Origin of the sequence: Caulobacter segnis (genome assembly GCF_031454995.1) — a bacterium.
Taxonomy (GTDB): Bacteria; Pseudomonadota; Alphaproteobacteria; order Caulobacterales; family Caulobacteraceae; genus Caulobacter; species Caulobacter segnis_E.
Window position 1 is genome coordinate 1138975 of record NZ_JAVDRV010000002.1, and the last position, 17165, is coordinate 1156139.

The window sequence follows — 17165 nt, forward strand, 5'->3', positions numbered from 1 at the left end:
CAAAATCGAAAAGATCGACCGCCCTTATCGAACGGCCGTGACAAGAAGGTCTCAGACCTTCCGCTTCATGCGGACCTCGCGGACGGTGCCCGTCGAGGAGTTCATCACTAGGGTGTGGGTGTGGACGCAGCCGTCACGGAACACGACGCCGTCCACAAGCCCGCCACGGGTGACGCCCGTCGCGGCGAAGATCGCCTCGTCGCGGACGATCTCGTGCAGGTCGTACTTCTTGTCGAGATCCGTCACGCCCCAGCGCGCCGCGCGAGCGCGCTCGTCGGCGCTGCGGAACAGCAGGCGCCCTTGGAACTGGCCGCCGACGCACTTCAGGGCCGCGCAGGCCAGCACGCCCTCGGGCGCGCCGCCAGAGCCGAGATAGAGGTCGATGCCCGTCGAGGGGTCGGTGGTGTTGATCACGCCGGCGACATCGCCATCGGTGATCAGGTGGACGCGGGCGCCGACCGAACGCAAGCCGGCGATGATCTCGGCGTGGCGGGGACGGTCCAGCACGCAGACGGTGATCTCCGTCGCCGGGACACCCTTGGCCTCGGCGAGCGCCTTGACGTTCTCGGCCGGCGAGCGGTCCAGGTCGATCACCCCGGCCGGCAGGCCCGGGCCGCAGGCGATCTTGTCCATGTAGGTGTCGGGCGCGTTCAGCAGCGTGCCCTTCGGGGCCCAGGCCATGACCGTCAGGGCGTTGGGCTGAGCCTTCGCCGCCAGGGTCGTGCCCTCTAGCGGATCGAGCGCGATGTCGATCTTGGGGCCTTTCCCCGTCCCGACCTTCTCGCCGATGTAGAGCATCGGCGCCTCGTCGCGCTCGCCCTCGCCGATGACGATCTCGCCGTCGATGTTCAGCTCATTGAGCGCATTGCGCATGGCGTCGACGGCGGCCTGGTCGGCGGCCATTTCGTCGCCACGCCCCAGCATCGTCCAGGAGGCGATGGCGGCGGCCTCGGTCACGCGAACGGCGTCCAGGACCAGCGAGCGGTCCAGGGTGTTCGAACTCATCCGTTTCTCCCAGCCCCCGCAGCCGGAGGCCTAGTTCCCAATGTCGCCTTCGCCGCCTGGTTTTCCCGGGTCGTTAGATGCGCGCCACGCGCAGAAGGCGGGGACGCTCTAGCACGGTCCGCAGCTTTTCGATGCGGCTAATCGCGTCAAGAAGCTTCGATTCCGGGGTCGCATGAGTAACGAGCACGATCGGCACCCCGCCCGCGCCTTCGATGGGCTTTTGCAGGAAGCTGTCGATCGAGACGCCGCATTCGGCCAGGGTCTCCGAGATCGCCGCGATCACGCCGGGCTGGTCCTGGACCATGATCCGCAGATAGGCCTTGCCGACGGCGCGGGCCGGATCGATGGCGATGAACGGCTTCAGATCACCGGCCGGCGCCTGGAAGACCGGACGTACGGCGCGTGTCATGACGTCGGCGATGTCGGCGGCGACGGCGGCGGCGGTCGGGCCCGCGCCCGCGCCGGGCCCCTGGATGAAGATCCGGCCGATCCGCGTGCCCTCGATGAACAGGGCGTTCAGCGCCCCGCCGGCCTGGGCCAGCGGATGATCCAGCGGGACTAGCGACGGATGGACCTTCACCGCGACGCCGTCCTCGGCCTTGGCGGCGCCGGCGATCAGCTTGATGCGATAGCCAAGGTCCTTGGCCAGCTTGATGTCGAGCAGGTCGACGTCGCTGATGCCCTCGATCTCGGCCGCCTCGAAGTTCGGAGCGCAGCCAAAGGCCAGGGCGGCCAGGATGCTGATCTTATGGCCGGCGTCGAAGCCGCCGACGTCCATGGTCGGGTCAGCCTCGGCGTAGCCCAGGCCCTGGGCTTCGCGCAGCACGTCGGCGAACGAACGGCCCGTCTTCTCCATCTCCGAGAGAATGAAGTTGCAGGTGCCGTTGAGGATACCCGCCACGCTGATGACGTCGTCGCCGACCATCGCCTCGCGCAGCATCTTCACCGCCGGGGTGCCGCCCATGACGGCCGCCTCGAACAGCAGCGGCACGCCTTGGGATTCGGCCAGGGCGGCGAGTTCGGCGCCGTGCACGGCGATCAGCGCCTTGTTTGCCGTGACCACCGGCTTGCCGGCCTTCAGGGCGGTTTCGACGGCGGCCTTGGCCGGACCGTCGGAGCCGCCGATCAGCTCGACGAAAAGGTCGATGTCCGGCGAGCCGGCCAAGGCCACCGGATCATCGAACCAAGCGAGGTTCGAAATATCGACCGAGCGCGGGCGCGACTTGGACCGGGCCGAGACCGCGGTCACGACCGCCTTGTCGCCGGCCGGCGCGAAGCCGGGACGCTCGGCCAGGAACCGCAGGAGACCGCCGCCCACGGTGCCCAGGCCCGCGACGCCGACGCGCCAGGTCTTGTTGGTCATCTTCGAGTCCTCGTTACGCCGTCGGGAAAGGCCTGATCAGGCCTGTTCCATCTTGTTGTGGGCCTTGGCCAGGATGGAGTCGGCGTTGGCGATGAATTTCTTCACGTTGCGCGCCGCTTGGCGGATGCGGTGCTCGTTCTCGACCAGGCCGATCCGCACGTAGCCCTCGCCATACTCGCCAAAGCCGATGCCGGGAGCGACGGCGACGCCGGCCTCCTCGATCAGCAGGCGCGAGAACAGCATGGAGCCGGCCTCGCGGTACTGTTCGGGGATCTTGGCCCAGGCGAACATCGAGGCTGGCGGGTTGGGGATGTCCCAGCCCGCGCCCTGCATCGACTTGATCAGGGTGTCGCGACGGCTCTTGTAGATGGCGCGGATCTCATCGACGCAATCCTGCGGGCCGTTCAGCGCCGTGGCGGCCGCGACCTGCACCGGCGTATAGGCGCCGTAGTCCAGATACGACTTCACGCGAGCTAGCGCCGCGCAGATGCGGCTGTTGCCGACCACCATGCCCACGCGCCAGCCAGCCATGGCGTAGGTCTTCGACAGCGAGTTGACCTCGACGGCGATGTCCTTGGCGCCGTCGACCTGCAGCACCGACGGCGGCGGGTTGTTGTCGAAATAGATCTCGCCATAGGCCACGTCGCTGATGACCAGCAGGTCGTGCTTCTTGGCCAGCGCGATGGCGTCCTTGTAGAAGTCCAGATCCACCCACTGGGCGGTCGGGTTCGACGGATAGGACAGGATCAGGACGCTCGGCGGCGGCACCGAGTGCTTCACCGCGCGGCTGATGTTGGAGAGATACTCCTCCGGCGACAGGGCCGGCACGTGACGGATGATGCCGCCAGCCATGATGAAGCCGAAGGCGTGGATCGGATAGGCCGGGTTCGGGCAGATGATCACGTCGCCCGGACCGGTTAGGGCCTGGGCGAGGTTGGCGAAGCCCTCCTTCGAACCCAAGGTCGCGATGACTTCGGTGTCGGGGTTCAGCTTCACGCCGAAGCGGCGACCATAGTAGTTGGCCATGGCCTTGCGCAGGCCCGGAATGCCCTTCGAGGCCGAGTAGCGCCCGGCCTTAGGGTCCTTGGCGGTCTCGATCAGCTTGTCGACGATATGCTGCGGCGTCGGCATATCGGGATTGCCCATGCCGAAGTCGATGATGTCGGTGCCCTCGGCGCGAAGGCGCGCCTTGATCTTGTTGACCTCTTCGAAGACGTACGGCGGCAGACGACGGATACGGTGGAAATCGGTGCTCATGACGGCTCGTTGCGCCGCGTCGGCGCTTTGGGAGCGGAAAGTCGGGCATGGATAGACCCCGAGCGGGGCCAAGCCAAGCCAGTTCAAGGAAGATTATGCCTCCGTCGCCCTATTGGGGCTGAGACGGAGGCGCGCTAGCTCGGCCGCGAGCCGCGCGGGCGAAGGCTTCGGTGTTGGCGCGGTCGGTCTCCGTCGGCGCTTCGAAGGCCGGGGGCGTGACTTCGCGGCGAGCCTTGGCGGCGTACGACTCGGTTTCCTTGAGTTCCCAGGTGCCCGGCGCGGTGGCGCGCGAAAGCGCGTCGCCGGCGGCCCGCTGCTGGGCGACGGCCTTACGGATCTGGCCAGCGCTCGGGATGTCGCTCGGGATGGCCGGAATCTCAGACAGCTTGCGGCGCGGCCCGCTGGTCTTGGCGGCGCTGGCGACCGCGGCGGCCACGGGAGAGCTGGGGTCCACCGGCGCGGACTTGAACGGGTTCGCGCAGGCGCTCGCGCCGGCCGCGAGGCCGACGATCAAACCGAGACGCATGATTTTGCGGGTTTCGCCGTTCATTGGTTCTGGTCTTATGCGATGATCGCGACAAGCGAAAGGCATTCGACGTCGCTTTTCGCGAACTGGCTTTGGACAAGCGGAGGAAACCTCATGGCCACGGCGAAGGCCGCCCCCAAGCCCAAGAAGAAAGCCGCACCGAAGAAGGCGCGGGCCCCGTCGAATACGGCCCCTTCGCCCGAGACCGACCGCTCGCAACCGCCGCCCAAGACCGAGTCACCGAATCCATCGGCGGGCGCTTCGCCCCCCCCGGCGTTCGACACGCTGCTGTCGCCCGAGCAGGTGAAGCTGGTGGAGACCCTCTCGGCGAACCTGGCCCGCGCGGCGGTCACCGCCCAGGGCGCGATCGCCGAGGCCGCCTTGCGCCAGGCCGACCGGCCCTCGTCTCTGACGCCCGATCCTTTCCACGTCGCGCCGGCGCTGAACGAGGTGATGACCCGCCTCGCCGCCCAGCCCGACCGACTGGTGCGGGCCCAGGCCGATCTGTTCAGCCGCTACATGGACCTTTGGCAGTCGGCGGCCCGTCGCGCGGCGGGCGAGAAGGTCGAACCCGTGGTGTCGCCCGCGCCCGGAGACAAGCGCTTCAACGATCCGGACTGGGTCGCGAACCCGATGTTCGACATGATGAAGCAGTCGTACCTGCTATCGTCGAACTGGCTGAACAGCCTGGTGGCCGAGGTGGACGGCGTGGATCCCGCCACCAAGCGTCGCGTCGAGTTCTTCACCAAGATGCTGACCGACGCCTTCTCGCCGTCGAACTTCCTGATGTCCAATCCGGCCGCCTTGCGCGAGGCGGTCCAGACCCAGGGCGAAAGCATCGTCCGGGGCATGGAGAACTTCGCCGCGGACCTTGAGCGCGGCGGCGGACAGCTGGCGATCAGCCAGACGGATCTGGCCAAGTTCAAGGTCGGCGAGAATGTCGCCACCGCCCCCGGCAAGGTCGTCTATCAGAACGACATCCTGCAGCTGCTACAGTTCGCCCCCAGCACCGAGACGGTTTGCGAGATCCCGCTGCTGATCTTCCCGCCGTGGATCAACAAGTTCTACATCCTGGACCTGCGCCCAGAGAACTCGATGATCCGCTGGCTGACCAGCCAGGGCTTCACGGTCTTTGTCGCCTCCTGGGTCAATCCGAACGAGGCGCTCGCGGCCAAGACCTTCGAGGACTACATGATCGAGGGCGTCTACGACGCCACTCAGCAAGTCATGACCCAGTGCGGCGTCGATAGGGTCAACACCGTCGGCTACTGCATCGGCGGCACCCTGCTGTCGGTCGCCCTGGCCCACATGGCCGCGCGCGGCGACCAGCGGATCAACTCGGCCACCTTCTTCGCCGCCCAGCAGGATTTCGCCGAGGCTGGCGACCTTCTGCTGTTCACCAACGAAGAGTGGCTGAACGAGATCGAGCAGCGGATGGATCAGGCTGGCGGCTTCCTGCCCAGCCAGTCGATGGCCGACACCTTCAACGCCCTGCGCGGCAACGACCTGATCTGGTCGTTCTTCGTCAGCAACTACCTGATGGGCAAGGAGCCCCGCCCCTTCGACCTACTGTTCTGGAACGCCGACCAGACGCGGATGCCCAAGGCCCTGCACCTGTTCTATCTGCGCAATTTCTACAAGGATAACGCCCTGGCCAAGGGCGCGCTGACGATCGGCGGCGAGCGGTTGGACCTGTCGAAGGTGAAGATCCCGGTCTTCGTGCAGTCTTCCAAGGAAGACCATATCGCGCCGTATCGCAGCGTGTTCCGGGGCGCGAAGCTGTTTGGCGGTCCGGTGACCTTCATGATGGCCGGCTCGGGCCATATCGCCGGGGTGATCAATCCGCCCGGCGCGAACAAGTATCAGCACTGGATCAACGAGCGGACGTGCGAGTCGGTCGAGGCCTGGCAGGCCGGCGCCAAGGAGTTCCCGGGGTCCTGGTGGCCCTATTGGGGCGAGTGGCTGAAAGCGCGCTCCGGCGGACAGCTCCCCGCCCGCGATCCGGCGAAGGGCAAGCTGAAGCCGCTGGAGGACGCGCCTGGCAGCTTCGTCTTGGTGAAGTCCAATCCGATCGACGCGGGCTAGAGGCCCGCGTCTTCCTTCAGGCCCAGCGCGATGTTCAGGTTCTGAACCGCCGCGCCCGACGCGCCCTTGCCCAGGTTGTCGAGCAAGGCCACCAGGCGGGCCTGACCGCTGTCGTCCGAGCCGAACACGAAGAGCTTCAGGCGGTTTGTGCCGTTCAGGCCTTCGGGGTCCAGGGTCGTCAGGGACTTGGCTTCGTCCAGCGACGCGACTTCGACGAACGCCTCGCCCTTGTAGTAGCTGTCGAGCGTCGCGTGGATCTCGCTGAGCGACGGCGCGCCGTTCAGGCTCGAGACGTGCAGCGGCAGCTCGACGATCATGCCCTGGGCGTAGCGGCCCACGGCCGGGGTGAAGATCGGACGGGTCAGCAGACCGCCGTGCTTTTGCATTTCCGGCACATGCTTGTGGCTCAGCGACAGGCCGTAGATGAAGTACGGTGCCCGGGTGTGATTGGGGGCGCTCTCATCCTCGAACTGGGCGATCATCGCCTTGCCGCCGCCCGTGTAGCCCGAGACGGCGTTGTAGGAGACCGGCAGGTCGGCCGGCAGGACGCCCGCGCTGACCAGCGGCCGCGTCAGGGCGATCGCGCCGGTAGGATAGCAGCCCGGATTGGAGATCCGCTTGGACGCCGCGATCTTGCCGCGCTGGTCCTTGTCCAGCTCGGCGAAGCCATAGGTCCAGTCCTCGGCCGTGCGATAGGCGGTCGAGGCGTCGATGATCACCGTGTCCGGATTGGTCACCAGCGAGACGGCCTCCTTGGCCGCGTCGTCGGGCAGGCACAGGATCACCGCGTCGGCGCCGTTCAGCATTTCGGCGCGGGCGGCCGGGTCCTTGCGCTTGTCCGGATCGATCGAGACCAGCTGGAGATCGCCGCGGGCCAGAAGGCGCTCGCGGATCTGCAGGCCGGTGGTGCCGGCTTCGCCGTCGATGAAGACCTTGGGGGCGCTCGCCATGGGCGGACTCCGATCCAGACAGAGACAGGGAAAAGACCAAGAAAAAGGGCGCTTCGGAAACCCGAAGCGCCCTTTTCCAAACGCGTACGAACCGCGTTTAGCGCTTCGAGAACTGGAAGCTGCGGCGGGCCTTGGCCTTGCCGTACTTCTTACGCTCGACGACGCGGCTGTCGCGGGTCAGGAAGCCGTGCGGCTTCAGGACCGGGCGCAGGCCGGGTTCGTAGTAGGTCAGAGCCTTCGACAGGCCGTGACGGATGGCGCCGGCTTGGCCCGACAGGCCCGAGCCTTCCACGGTCACGACGACGTCGAATTGACCGAGACGATCGGTCACTTCCAGCGGCTGGGCGATCATCATGCGCAGCACCGGACGGGCGAAGTAGACTTCCTGGTCACGACCGTTGATCGTGATCGAGCCCTTGCCCGGCTTGATCCAGACGCGAGCGATCGCGTTCTTGCGCTTGCCGGTCGCGTAGGCGCGGCCTTGGGCGTCGATCTTGGGTTCGGCCGGAGCGGCCGCTTCCGGGTTGCTGGACAGGCTGGCCAGCGCGTCAAAGCCTTGTGCGTCGGTCATGGCTTAGAGGCTCCGGATGTTCTTGGCGTTGCGGCCCGCGAAGTCGACGACTTCGGGGTTTTGCGCTTGGTGCGGGTGCTCACCGTTGTTGTAGATGAGCAGGTGGGTCAGCTGCTTGCGAGCCAGCGGGCTCTCCTTGGGCAGCATGCGCTCGACAGCCTTCTCCAGGACGCGTTCCGGGAACTTGCCGCCCAGCACCTTGCGGGGGGTGGTTTCCTTGATGCCGCCCGGGTGACCGGTGTGACGGTAGTAGACCTTGTCGTCCAGCTTCTTGCCGGTGAACTTCACCTTGTCGGCGTTGATCACGACGACGAAGTCGCCGCAGTCGACGTGCGGGGTGTAGTCAGGACGGTGCTTGCCGCGAAGACGCATGGCGATGAACGAAGCCAGACGGCCGACAACGGCGTCCTGGGCGTCGACCACGATCCACTTCTTCTCGACCTCGGCTGGCTTCAAGGAAGCCGTGATCTTCTGCATGGGATTGATCCGTAATTTCTAGGCGTCCGACCCCGAGAAATCCGGTTTCGTCCGTGTGAGGCGCGGCATGTACGGGAGGGTTCGCCACGTGTCAACAATCGCGCGACAAAAACTTACAAAACCCAATATAAACAAAGCCATAAGCGATGCGGTAACATAATACCACACATCCATGCTCAAAACTGTCATGAAAGGCGTGCATAGCGCTGAACGTTACATTCTAACAGGGGCGCTCCATGACCTTCTCCCGCCGTAGCTTCCTGGGCGCGACCGCCACCAGCCTGGCCTTCACCGCCTTCTCCGCCCGCGCCCAAGAGGAAGCCGTCGAGGCCGAGACCTATCTGAACGAAGTGCAGGGCTACGGCGCGCTGGTCCCCGATCCGAAAGGCATGATCGATCTGCCGCCGGGCTTCCGCTACCAGGTCATCTCCCAGGCCGGCGAGACGATGAGCGACGGCCTGCTCGTGCCCGGCAAGGCCGATGGCATGGGCTGCTTTCCCGTCGACGCCGAGCGCGTGCTGCTGGTCCGCAACCACGAGCTTTCGGTCAGCGACATCCACAACGGGGCGTTCGGCCTGAGCGAGCGCCTGATCGATCGCATCGACCGCTCCAAGGTCTGGGACTTCCAGAACGGTCAGCGCCCCCTGCCCGGCGGCACGACCACCCAGCTCTACAATCTCAAGACCGGCCAGACCGAGCGCCAGCACCTCTCGCTGGCCGGCACGCTGATCAACTGCTGCGGCGGCGTCACGCCCTGGGGCTCCTGGCTGACCTGCGAGGAGACGACGCTGGAGGCGGGCCTCGAGGTCGGCAAGGACCACGGCTGGGTGTTCGAGGTGCCCTCGGCCCATGTGGGACTCGTCGAGCCCGTCGCCCTGAAGGGCCTGGGCCGCTTCAAGCACGAGGCCGCCTGCATCGATCCGCGCACGGGCGTCGTCTATCTGACCGAGGACGTCGCCGACGGCCTCTTCTACCGCTTCCTGCCCAACGACCGCCGCGACCTGGCCGCCGGCGGCCGCCTGCAGGCCCTCGGCCTCGTGGACGCGCCTCGGGGCGGCGACACCCGCAATCAAGAAGAGAAGACCTTCCCCATTGGCGGCTGGAAGGCCGCGCGCTGGATCGACCTGGACGGCGTCGACAACCCGCATGACGACCTGCGCCGGCGCGGCCACGCCAAGGGCGCGGCGGTGTTCTGCCGGGGCGAAGGCGTGTTCTTCGGCCAGGGCGAGCTCTATTTCGCCTGCACCGCCGGCGGCGCGGCCGGCTCGGGCCAGATCTTCCGCTATGTCCCGTCGGCCGTGGAAGGCCAGGCCGGCGAGAAGGATCAGCCCGGCAAGCTGCAACTGTTCGTCGAAAGCCAGAACGACCGCGTCCTCGACTACGCCGACAATCTGGTCGTCGCGCCGTGGGGCCACGTGATCGTCTGCGAGGACCGCTATTCGGACACCCTGCGCAACCACCTGCGCGGCGTGACGCCCCAGGGCAAGATCTACACCCTGGCCCGCAACGTCTTCACGGGGAACTCCGAGTTCGCCGGCGCCTGCTTCTCGCCGGACGGCGGAACGCTGTTCGTGAACCTGCAGAACCCGGGCGTGACCCTGGCGATCACGGGACCTTGGGCGACGGTGAAGGCGTAGAACGGTCACGGCTGGTCATCCTCACGCGGCATGCCGCTGAAGGAATGGGAAGGGACGCGGAGCGCCGGACATCCGTCCGGAGGTTTGGAAGTTAAGTACCGTTTCGACGAAGCCAGACGCTCCGCGTGGCGCGTTATCCGGTGAGCCCGCGAGGCGCGGGGTTTTAACCCGCTCTCGCCGCTAGGCCCCCGACGGGCGGGCCGGGGCGACGACCCCGGTCCCGGAACGCCCGGGCGATTTCAGCCCGGACCCGCCGCGTCGCCGAAGTCTCCGCCGCCAGGGCTTCGTCCCGATGTTTCAGGGAGCCCGCCGCTGGACCGTCGCGAAGACGTCTTCCCGAAGAAAGACCGGCGAGCGCTTCCCGCTCGACCACCCCCGACAGCCGTCACGATCGCCGGCCGGACGTCCCTTCCAAGCCATCGGGTGAGATCAGTATGGGCGGGGTTTGAACGCGGATGATCCAGCGGCGTGTAAAAGTGATAAGTCATTGAAATCGTTCGGTTGGATTCCGGATACGCGGATGATAGAGCGCCGCGAACGCTCGTAGTTTTCCCTCTCCTCCCCCATCGGGGGAGGGGGACCGCCGAACGGCGGTGGAGGGGCCAGCCGAGCCAATCACCTCCACCGTCAGATCAGAACGGCGCGCTCTCCGCCGACCACAGGATGTGACCCCGCCGCACAAGACCCCTCCACCAGCTTCGCTGGTCCCCCTCCCCCGATGGGGGAGGAGAGTAACTCTGGTCTGGCTTCGCTCTTGCCGCCAACCCTCAGCGCTTCTTCACCACCTCGGCCTTGCCGTCGAACCCGAACGCGTGGCGCATGACCTGGAAGATGTAGCTCTCCTCGACGACGCCGCGCAGCAGATAGGCCCGCGGACCGTCGGCGAAGACACCGACGTCCTCGCCCGAGTGGGCGGCGCTGTAGAGGTTCACGACCGCCTGCTGGTGGTAGTCGATGTCGTCCAGGTCTTCCTTGGCCGGATCGGCGCGGGTGTCGGCGCCCAGCGGGCCGCCGGGACCCGTGGCGAACATCAGGGTCGTATAGGCCTTGCCGTCGGCGGCGATCGCCGGCTCGCCCTCGTTGCCCGCCACGCCCAGGATCGGCGCGTTGCGCGGCGCATAGCCCGAGATGACGAGGCCGTGGCTGTGATCGGCCGTGACCACGACCAGGGTGTCCTTCAGGTCGATCTTGCCCAGCACCGCCTCGACGGCCTTGGAGAACTCGACCGTCTCGCTCAGCGTGCGCTTGGCGTTGCCAAGGTGGCTGCCCATGTCGATCTTGCCGCCCTCGACCATCAGGAAGTAGCCGTTCGGGTTCTTGGACAGCACGTCGATGGCCGACAGCGCCATTTCCGACAGGGTCGGGACGCCCTGCCCCAGCACCGGACGCTCGACCTCGTAAGGCAGATGTTCCGACGCGAACAGGCCCAGCACGTGCTGGGTGTCGGCCGGTAGCGCCTTCAGCTGATCGACCGTGGTGACATAGGCGGAAGCCCGGCCCTCGGCCTTCAGCCACTCGGCGGTCAGGTCACGGCCGTCGCCGCGCTTACCGTCCTTGGCCTCCGGCAAGAAGCGCGAGCGGCCGCCGCCCATGACCACGTCCAAACGCAGGGCGTCCGGCGCCTCGACCAGCTGGCGGGCGATGTCCTTGCAGCCCGCCCGCAGCGCCTCGACCGGCATGTCGCCGTCGCCTTCCCAGTCGCGATAGGCGGTGTGGGCGTAGGCGCCGGCCGGCGTGGCGTGCGTCACGCGCGTGGTCGTGACAACGCCAGCGGCCTTGCCGTTGGCCTTGGCCAGCTCGGCCAGGCTCTCGACGGCATTGCCCTTTTCGGTCTCGCACTTCTCGCCGATCGCCGCGCCGGTCAGGCCGATGATCTTGTTGCGGGTCTTCACGCCGGTCATGATCGCCGTGATGCCGGCGGCGCTGTCGGTGACCTGGGTGTCGTGGCTGTAGGTCTTGGAAAGCGCCGCGTAGGACAGCTTCTCGAAGGCCAGCGAATTGGACTCGCCGTCGACGCCCTTCAGCTGGCCGTCATGGATGCGGCCGGCGGTCACCGTCGAAATGCCCATGCCGTCGCCCAGGAACAGGATGACGTTCTTGGCGCGGCCGGTGTTGGGAACCACGGTAAGTTGCCGGGCCAGGGCCGCCTCGCCCGCCTTGTAGTAGGGATCGGCGGCGCTGACCGCCGCCATTGGGCCGCTCGCCTGGGCGTGGGCGAAAGTCGAGATCGAGGCGGACGCCGCGAGGGCGAGAACGAGGGGGCGGATCAAGGCCAAGCTCCATGAGGAATTGGCCCGATTTGCTCCTGGCGTGTGACAGTTTTTCCGTCGGTGCGGCGGATCGCGAACTAGGGCCGCCGCACACGCCAGGCGAAGGCGGTCGCCGCCGCTAGCAGCACCGCGGCCCCCGCCTGGTGCAACACGCCCAGGGTGATTGGCACGGCCGCCATCAGCGTCCAGACGCCCAAGGCGGCCTGCAGGACCACGATCACCGCCAGGGCGGCGGCGATCACCTTGCTGCCGGTGGCCAAGGGCCTGTCGCGCCGCGCCACGACGGCGATGGCGATCGCCGCGACGAACAGGGCGTAGGCCATCAGACGGTGGTGCAGTTGCACGGCGCCCTGGCTGTGCGCCAGCGTGCCCCAGACGCCGTCTCCAAAATAGTCCGCCGGGAACAGCCGGCCGTTCATCAGCGGCCAGTCGTTATAGACCAGACCGGCGTCGTTGCCGGCGACGAGGGCGCCCAGCAGGCTCTGGAAGAACACCGCGCCCAAAAAGGCCAGCGCCCAGCCCCGCCAAGACGAGCGCTCCTCGACACGGGGCGAGCCGCTCCAGGCGTCCAAGGCCGTCCAGATCAGGACCACGAACAGCGCCAACGCCAGACCCAAGTGGATCATCAGCCGCTCGGGCGCGACCGAGACGCGTTCGGACAGGCCGCTCGACACCATCCACCAGCCGACCAGCCCTTGCAGGCCGCCCAAGCCGAGCATGACGGCGCAGCGCCAGATCAGGCGGCGCGGAATGTCCCGGCGGATCAGGAAGACGATGAACGGGATCGCGAAGACAAGACCGACGGTGCGGCCCAGCAGGCGGTGGGCCCACTCCCACCAGAAGATGCCCTTGTAGCCCTCCAGGGTCATGTCCGGATTGACCAGCTGGTACTGCGGGATCTGCTTGTAGAGCTCGAAGCTCTCGCGCCAGGCCTGGTCCGACATCGGCGGCAAGGCGCCCATGATCGGTTTCCACTGGGTGATCGACAGGCCCGAGTCGGTCAGGCGGGTCGCGCCGCCAACGACGACCATGGCGAAAACCATGGCGGCCACGATGAAGAGCCAGATCGCGACGGGACGCGAGCGGTCGGAACGCAGGAAAGACGTCATGGAGTCGGAAAAGCGTCACTTCTGGGCCGAAATGCGGCCGAACCCTCCCTACGCCCCCCTTGCGCGCGCATCAATGCCGTAAGCCTACGCATGACGAGGCGCGCGCATCGTGCCAAAAGCGCCGTCTAGGAGGAGCGGATGAGCGGTACGGGCGTCTTCGCGGCCGCGATGGTCGGCATCATCGCCGGCTGGATCGCGGATCATGTTCTCGATCGACGCCACTCGCTGTTCATCAAGCTCTTGGTCGGCGTGGTCGGGGCCTTCATCGGGGCCTTCACGGCCACGCGCATCGATCTTCCCATCGACGGGCTGGTCGGCGAGTTCACGGTCTCCATCGTGGGGGCCGTTCTCTTCCTGGCCTTGCTCGGCCTTATCCGGAGACCCGCGTGAACGCCCCCCTCATCCCCGCACGCCCGCGCAAGCTTATCGGCTCGATCGCGGTGATGGTCGTCCTGTTCGCCTGGATCTGGATCTTCACCAGTCTGTACGACCGCCTGCCCCAGAATCGCTTGGTGCACCTCGTCTATTTCGTGGCGCTGGGCATGGGCTGGATTCTGCCGGTGATTCCGCTGATCTCGTGGATGGGCAAGGCCGACAAGCCGGTCGTGAAATAGCCAAGTCCCACTAGAATAGGCTGGCGGACATGAAAAAGGGCCGCCTTTCGGCGACCCTTTCGGCTTCCGCAATTCCCGAAGGAAATGGTCGGAGCGACAGGATTCGAACCTGCGACCCCTTGACCCCCAGTCAAGTGCGCTACCAGGCTGCGCCACGCTCCGACGCGGAAGAGGCGCCCTTATAGGCGCCGGTCCGGGGTTGGGCAACTGCCATTTCGGACGAAATCGTCGGACCCGGAATCCCCCTAGCGGGAGAGCAGTCCGTCCAGCCGCGATTTGACCTCGGTAAGGTCGCGCAACATGAAGGCCAGACGCTCGCGGGCCTCGCCTTCCAGCCCCCGCGCGCCTTTGTCGAGTGCCCCGTAGTCCATATCAGCCGCCAGCTTGGCGGAGCCATTGGCGCCAAGGCCCGCGGCGATCACCTGGGCCAGGCCATGGTCGCGATGCAGCTTCTGCACGCCCTTGATGGTCAGGCCTTCGCTGTGGAGCAAGGTGCGGACGCCGTTCAGCACGGCCACGTCCTGAGGACGGTAGAAGCGCCGTCCGCCGGCGCGCTTCATGGGGCGGATGAAGGAGAACTTGGTCTCCCAGAAACGTAGGACGTGCTGCGGCACGCCCAGCTCGTCGGCGGCTTCGGAGATCGTGCGGAAGGCGTTCGGCCCCTTCGCCACCGCACGAATCCTAGTCGCCCAGGGCGCGGTCGATTCGCGCCTTCATGACCTGGGAAGCGCGGAAGCCGATCACGCGCCGCGGCTCGATCTCGGCGGGCTCGCCCGTCTTGGGATTGCGCCCCATCCGAGCTCGCTTGGCGCGAACCTGGAAGACGCCGAAACCGGAAAGCTTGACCGTCTCGCCCTTCTCCAGGGCCTCGGCCACCAGATCCAGGGTGCGCTCGACGAGGCCGGCGCAGTCCTGACGGGTCAGACCGACCTCCTCATGGACCGCCTCGCATAGGTCGGCCCGGGTCAAAGTAGAGCCCTTCATGCAACCCCCTCCACGCGTATCCTGGCGGCCCCGAGACCACCTCCGATAGAGCACTCGCGGCGGATAAGGACTGATTGCGGTCGCCCTCAACCGACCGCGCCCTCACCCACCGATGACCTCATGCCGTGATTATCGCGTGAAGTCAAAGGCTCAAGGTCAACAGTTCATGCCATCCGCGAAGCCCGCGCCATGATGCGCGTCAAAGGCGCAGAACGCAGGCGCCCCAGGTCAAACCGCCGCCCATGGCCTCGAGCAGCAGCAGATCGCCCTTCTTGATCCGGCCATCCTTGACCCCGTGGGCCAGGGCCAGCGGAATCGAGGCGGCCGAGGTGTTGGCGTGGGTGGCGACGGTCGAGATCACCTTGTCCTCGTCGATGCCGCAGCGATGGGCCACGCCGGCCAGGATGCGCTGGTTGGCCTGGTGCGGGATGAACCAGTCCACGTCGGCGACCGCGACGCCGGCCTTGTCGGCGGCGGCGTGAATCGCTTCGGAGATGTTGACCACGGCGTGCTTGAAGACCTGGTTGCCCAGCATCCGCAGCTTGCCGACCGTGCCCGTCGTCGACGGCCCCCCGTCGACATAGAGCAGCTCCTGCTTCGTGCCGTCCGCCCGCAGGGCAAAGCCCAGCATGCCGCGATCGTCGGTAGTCCCCTCGCCTTCGCCGGCCTCCAGCACCACCGCGCCGGCGCCGTCGCCGAACAGCACGCAGGTGCCCCGATCGCTCCAGTCCATCAGGCGGGTCATGGTCTCGGCGCCGATGACCAGGGCGCACTTGGCGTTGCCGCGCGCCACGAAGCCGTCGGCGACGCTCAGCGCGTAGACGAAGCCCGAGCACACGGCCTGGACGTCGAAGGCGATCCCGACCGGCGCGCCCAGCTTGCGCTGCACGATCGTCGCGACCGCCGGGAAGGTCAGGTCGGCCGTGGTCGTGGCGACAATGATCAGGTCGACGTCGGCGGGCGTCTTGCCGGCGGCGGCGAGCGCTTCCTTGGCGGCCTCGACAGCGAGGTCCGAGACCGGCTGGTCGTCGGCCGCCTGGTGACGTTGGCGGATACCCGTGCGCTCGACGATCCACTCGTCGCTGGTGTCGACGAACTTGGCCAGATCGTCATTGGTCACGATCTTGGGCGGCAGATAGGCGCCGACGCCCGTCACTACGCTACGAACTACGCTCACTCGGCCGCTCCCTGGGGATCCACGCCGGAATTGGGCTCCTCGCCGGAGGCTCCATCCTTGGCCGCGGCGGCGGTCAGGCGCTTCAGATTTCTGTCGATCTCGGCGCGGAAGTCGCTGCGCGCGAGGTTGGTCGCGACCCGGATCGCCGAGGCGAAACCGCCCGCGTCCGCGCCGCCGTGGCTCTTGACCACGATTCCGTTGAGGCCCAGCAGCGGCCCCCCGTTCACCCGGCCTGGGTCCAGGCGATGACGCATCTTTTTCAGCGCCCCCGAGGCCACGGCCGCGCCCAGCATCGCCAGCGGCGTCGAGGTCAGGGTGCTCTTGATCTCGTTCGAGAAGAATCGCGCGAGGCCCTCGGCGGTCTTCAAGGCGACGTTGCCGGTGAAGCCGTCGGTGACGACGACGTCCACGGTGCCGTAGGCGATGTCATTGCCCTCGACGAAGCCATGATAGTCGAAGTCCAGCTTGGTCTCGCGCAGGATGGCGTGCGCCTCGCGCACTTCCTCGTGGCCCTTCTGCTCCTCGGAGCCGACGTTCAGCAGGCCCACGGTCGGACGGTGCGAGCCATGCACCGCGTGGTGGAAGGCCGCGCCCATGATGGCGAACTCGACCAGTTGGGCCGCGTCGCTCTCGACATTGGCGCCGACGTCCAGCACCGCCGTCACGCCCTTCATCGTCGGCCAGTTGGCGACGATGGCCGGACGCTCAAGGCCCGCGCCCATGCGCAGGATCAGCTTGGAAATCGCCATCAGGGCGCCGGTGTTGCCGGCGGAGACGCAGGCGTGGGCCTCGTTCTCGCGCAGCGCTTCGACCGCGTTCCACAGGCTCGAGCCCTTGCCCCGGCGCATGGCCTGGGCGGGCTTTTCGTCCATGCCGATCGCCTTGTCGCAATGGCGGACTTCGCTGACCGCCTTGGCGGCGGGGTATTTGGCCAGTTCCGCCTCGATGGCGGCCCCGTCGCCGTGCAGCAGGAAGCGCACGCCCGGCAGCGCCTGGGCCGCCAGAGCGACGCCAGGCACCACGATCGAGGGGCCATGATCGCCGCCCATGGCGTCGATCGAGATGACTACGGATTGAGACACGTGGCGCTGAGAGCTCCGGCAGGCGGCCCGGCCGCCCCTCAAGGCGGCGGACGATACA

17 protein-coding genes and 1 tRNA gene are annotated in these 17165 nt (G+C 67.1%); 4 read left to right on the forward strand and 14 right to left on the reverse strand.

The features are described 5' to 3' along the window. Positions 1 to 51: 51 nt before the first annotated feature. From glpX to J2728_RS11220, 4 genes are all read right to left on the reverse strand, one after another. On the reverse strand, positions 52 to 1005 hold the full coding sequence (gene glpX / locus J2728_RS11205) for a class II fructose-bisphosphatase (protein ID WP_309999115.1): 954 nt from the start codon (positions 1003 to 1005) through the stop codon (positions 52 to 54). Positions 1006 to 1078: 73 nt separating this feature from the next. Further along, on the reverse strand, positions 1079 to 2368 hold the full coding sequence (locus tag J2728_RS11210) for a homoserine dehydrogenase (RefSeq protein ID WP_309999116.1): 1290 nt from the start codon (positions 2366 to 2368) through the stop codon (positions 1079 to 1081). A gap of 36 nt (positions 2369 to 2404) precedes the next feature. Continuing rightward, the gene (locus tag J2728_RS11215) at positions 2405 to 3625 is read right to left on the reverse strand and encodes an LL-diaminopimelate aminotransferase (protein WP_013078823.1); all 1221 of its coding nucleotides are present in this window, start codon (positions 3623 to 3625) and stop codon (positions 2405 to 2407) included. 109 nt (positions 3626 to 3734) lie between these two features. Beyond that, positions 3735 to 4151 (reverse strand): hypothetical protein, encoded by a 417-nt coding sequence (locus J2728_RS11220; RefSeq protein WP_309999118.1) that lies wholly within the window; start codon positions 4149 to 4151, stop codon positions 3735 to 3737. Between the two features lie 114 nt (positions 4152 to 4265). On the opposite strand from J2728_RS11220, the gene J2728_RS11225 reads away from it, so the two are divergent. Continuing rightward, on the forward strand, positions 4266 to 6236 hold the full coding sequence (locus tag J2728_RS11225) for a class I poly(R)-hydroxyalkanoic acid synthase (RefSeq protein WP_309999122.1): 1971 nt from the start codon (positions 4266 to 4268) through the stop codon (positions 6234 to 6236). On the opposite strand, the gene argC is transcribed toward J2728_RS11225, so the two are convergent. From argC to rplM, 3 genes are all read right to left on the reverse strand, one after another. Further along, complete coding sequence (gene argC, locus J2728_RS11230; protein ID WP_309999124.1) at positions 6233 to 7186, reverse strand: N-acetyl-gamma-glutamyl-phosphate reductase; 954 nt, start codon at positions 7184 to 7186, stop codon at positions 6233 to 6235. The genes J2728_RS11225 and argC overlap by 4 nt on opposite strands. A 97-nt stretch (positions 7187 to 7283) precedes the next feature. Further along, entirely contained in the window at positions 7284 to 7757 is a 474-nt protein-coding gene (gene rpsI / locus J2728_RS11235; RefSeq protein WP_004624294.1) for a 30S ribosomal protein S9, read from the reverse strand. A gap of 3 nt (positions 7758 to 7760) precedes the next feature. Next, complete coding sequence (rplM, locus tag J2728_RS11240) at positions 7761 to 8234, reverse strand: 50S ribosomal protein L13 (RefSeq protein WP_013078819.1); 474 nt, start codon at positions 8232 to 8234, stop codon at positions 7761 to 7763. Between the two features lie 236 nt (positions 8235 to 8470). Here rplM and J2728_RS11245 point away from each other — a divergent pair, with 236 nt between their 5' ends. Beyond that, entirely contained in the window at positions 8471 to 9871 is a 1401-nt protein-coding gene (locus tag J2728_RS11245; RefSeq protein ID WP_309999131.1) for an alkaline phosphatase PhoX, read from the forward strand. Between the two features lie 767 nt (positions 9872 to 10638). On the opposite strand, the gene J2728_RS11250 is transcribed toward J2728_RS11245, so the two are convergent. Together J2728_RS11250 and J2728_RS11255 are read right to left on the reverse strand one after the other, a co-directional pair. Continuing rightward, positions 10639 to 12141: an alkaline phosphatase gene (locus J2728_RS11250; RefSeq protein WP_309999133.1), complete on the reverse strand. Its 1503-nt coding sequence runs from the start codon at positions 12139 to 12141 to the stop codon at positions 10639 to 10641. Positions 12142 to 12218: 77 nt separating this feature from the next. After that, on the reverse strand, positions 12219 to 13250 hold the full coding sequence (locus J2728_RS11255; protein ID WP_309999134.1) for a COX15/CtaA family protein: 1032 nt from the start codon (positions 13248 to 13250) through the stop codon (positions 12219 to 12221). 138 nt (positions 13251 to 13388) lie between these two features. On the opposite strand from J2728_RS11255, the gene J2728_RS11260 reads away from it, so the two are divergent. Next, positions 13389 to 13640, forward strand: coding sequence for a GlsB/YeaQ/YmgE family stress response membrane protein (locus J2728_RS11260; protein ID WP_309999136.1), 252 nt, complete (start codon positions 13389 to 13391; stop codon positions 13638 to 13640). Further along, entirely contained in the window at positions 13637 to 13864 is a 228-nt protein-coding gene (locus J2728_RS11265) for a DUF2842 domain-containing protein (RefSeq protein ID WP_309999137.1), read from the forward strand. Before J2728_RS11260 ends, J2728_RS11265 begins: the two co-directional genes overlap by 4 nt. An 85-nt stretch (positions 13865 to 13949) precedes the next feature. Here J2728_RS11265 and J2728_RS11270 read toward each other — a convergent pair. From J2728_RS11270 to plsX, 5 genes are all read right to left on the reverse strand, one after another. After that, positions 13950 to 14026, reverse strand: a tRNA-Pro gene (locus tag J2728_RS11270). A gap of 83 nt (positions 14027 to 14109) precedes the next feature. After that, entirely contained in the window at positions 14110 to 14535 is a 426-nt protein-coding gene (locus tag J2728_RS11275; protein ID WP_309999139.1) for a MerR family transcriptional regulator, read from the reverse strand. Positions 14536 to 14545: 10 nt separating this feature from the next. Then, positions 14546 to 14848: an integration host factor subunit alpha gene (locus J2728_RS11280; protein WP_066686891.1), complete on the reverse strand. Its 303-nt coding sequence runs from the start codon at positions 14846 to 14848 to the stop codon at positions 14546 to 14548. A gap of 199 nt (positions 14849 to 15047) precedes the next feature. Then, a complete protein-coding gene (locus J2728_RS11285; protein WP_309999140.1) occupies positions 15048 to 16025 on the reverse strand; it encodes a beta-ketoacyl-ACP synthase III in 978 nt (325 codons plus the stop codon). Continuing rightward, complete coding sequence (gene plsX, locus J2728_RS11290) at positions 16022 to 17107, reverse strand: phosphate acyltransferase PlsX (RefSeq protein ID WP_309999142.1); 1086 nt, start codon at positions 17105 to 17107, stop codon at positions 16022 to 16024. The genes J2728_RS11285 and plsX overlap by 4 nt, the downstream gene beginning before the upstream one ends. Positions 17108 to 17165: the final 58 nt, after the last annotated feature.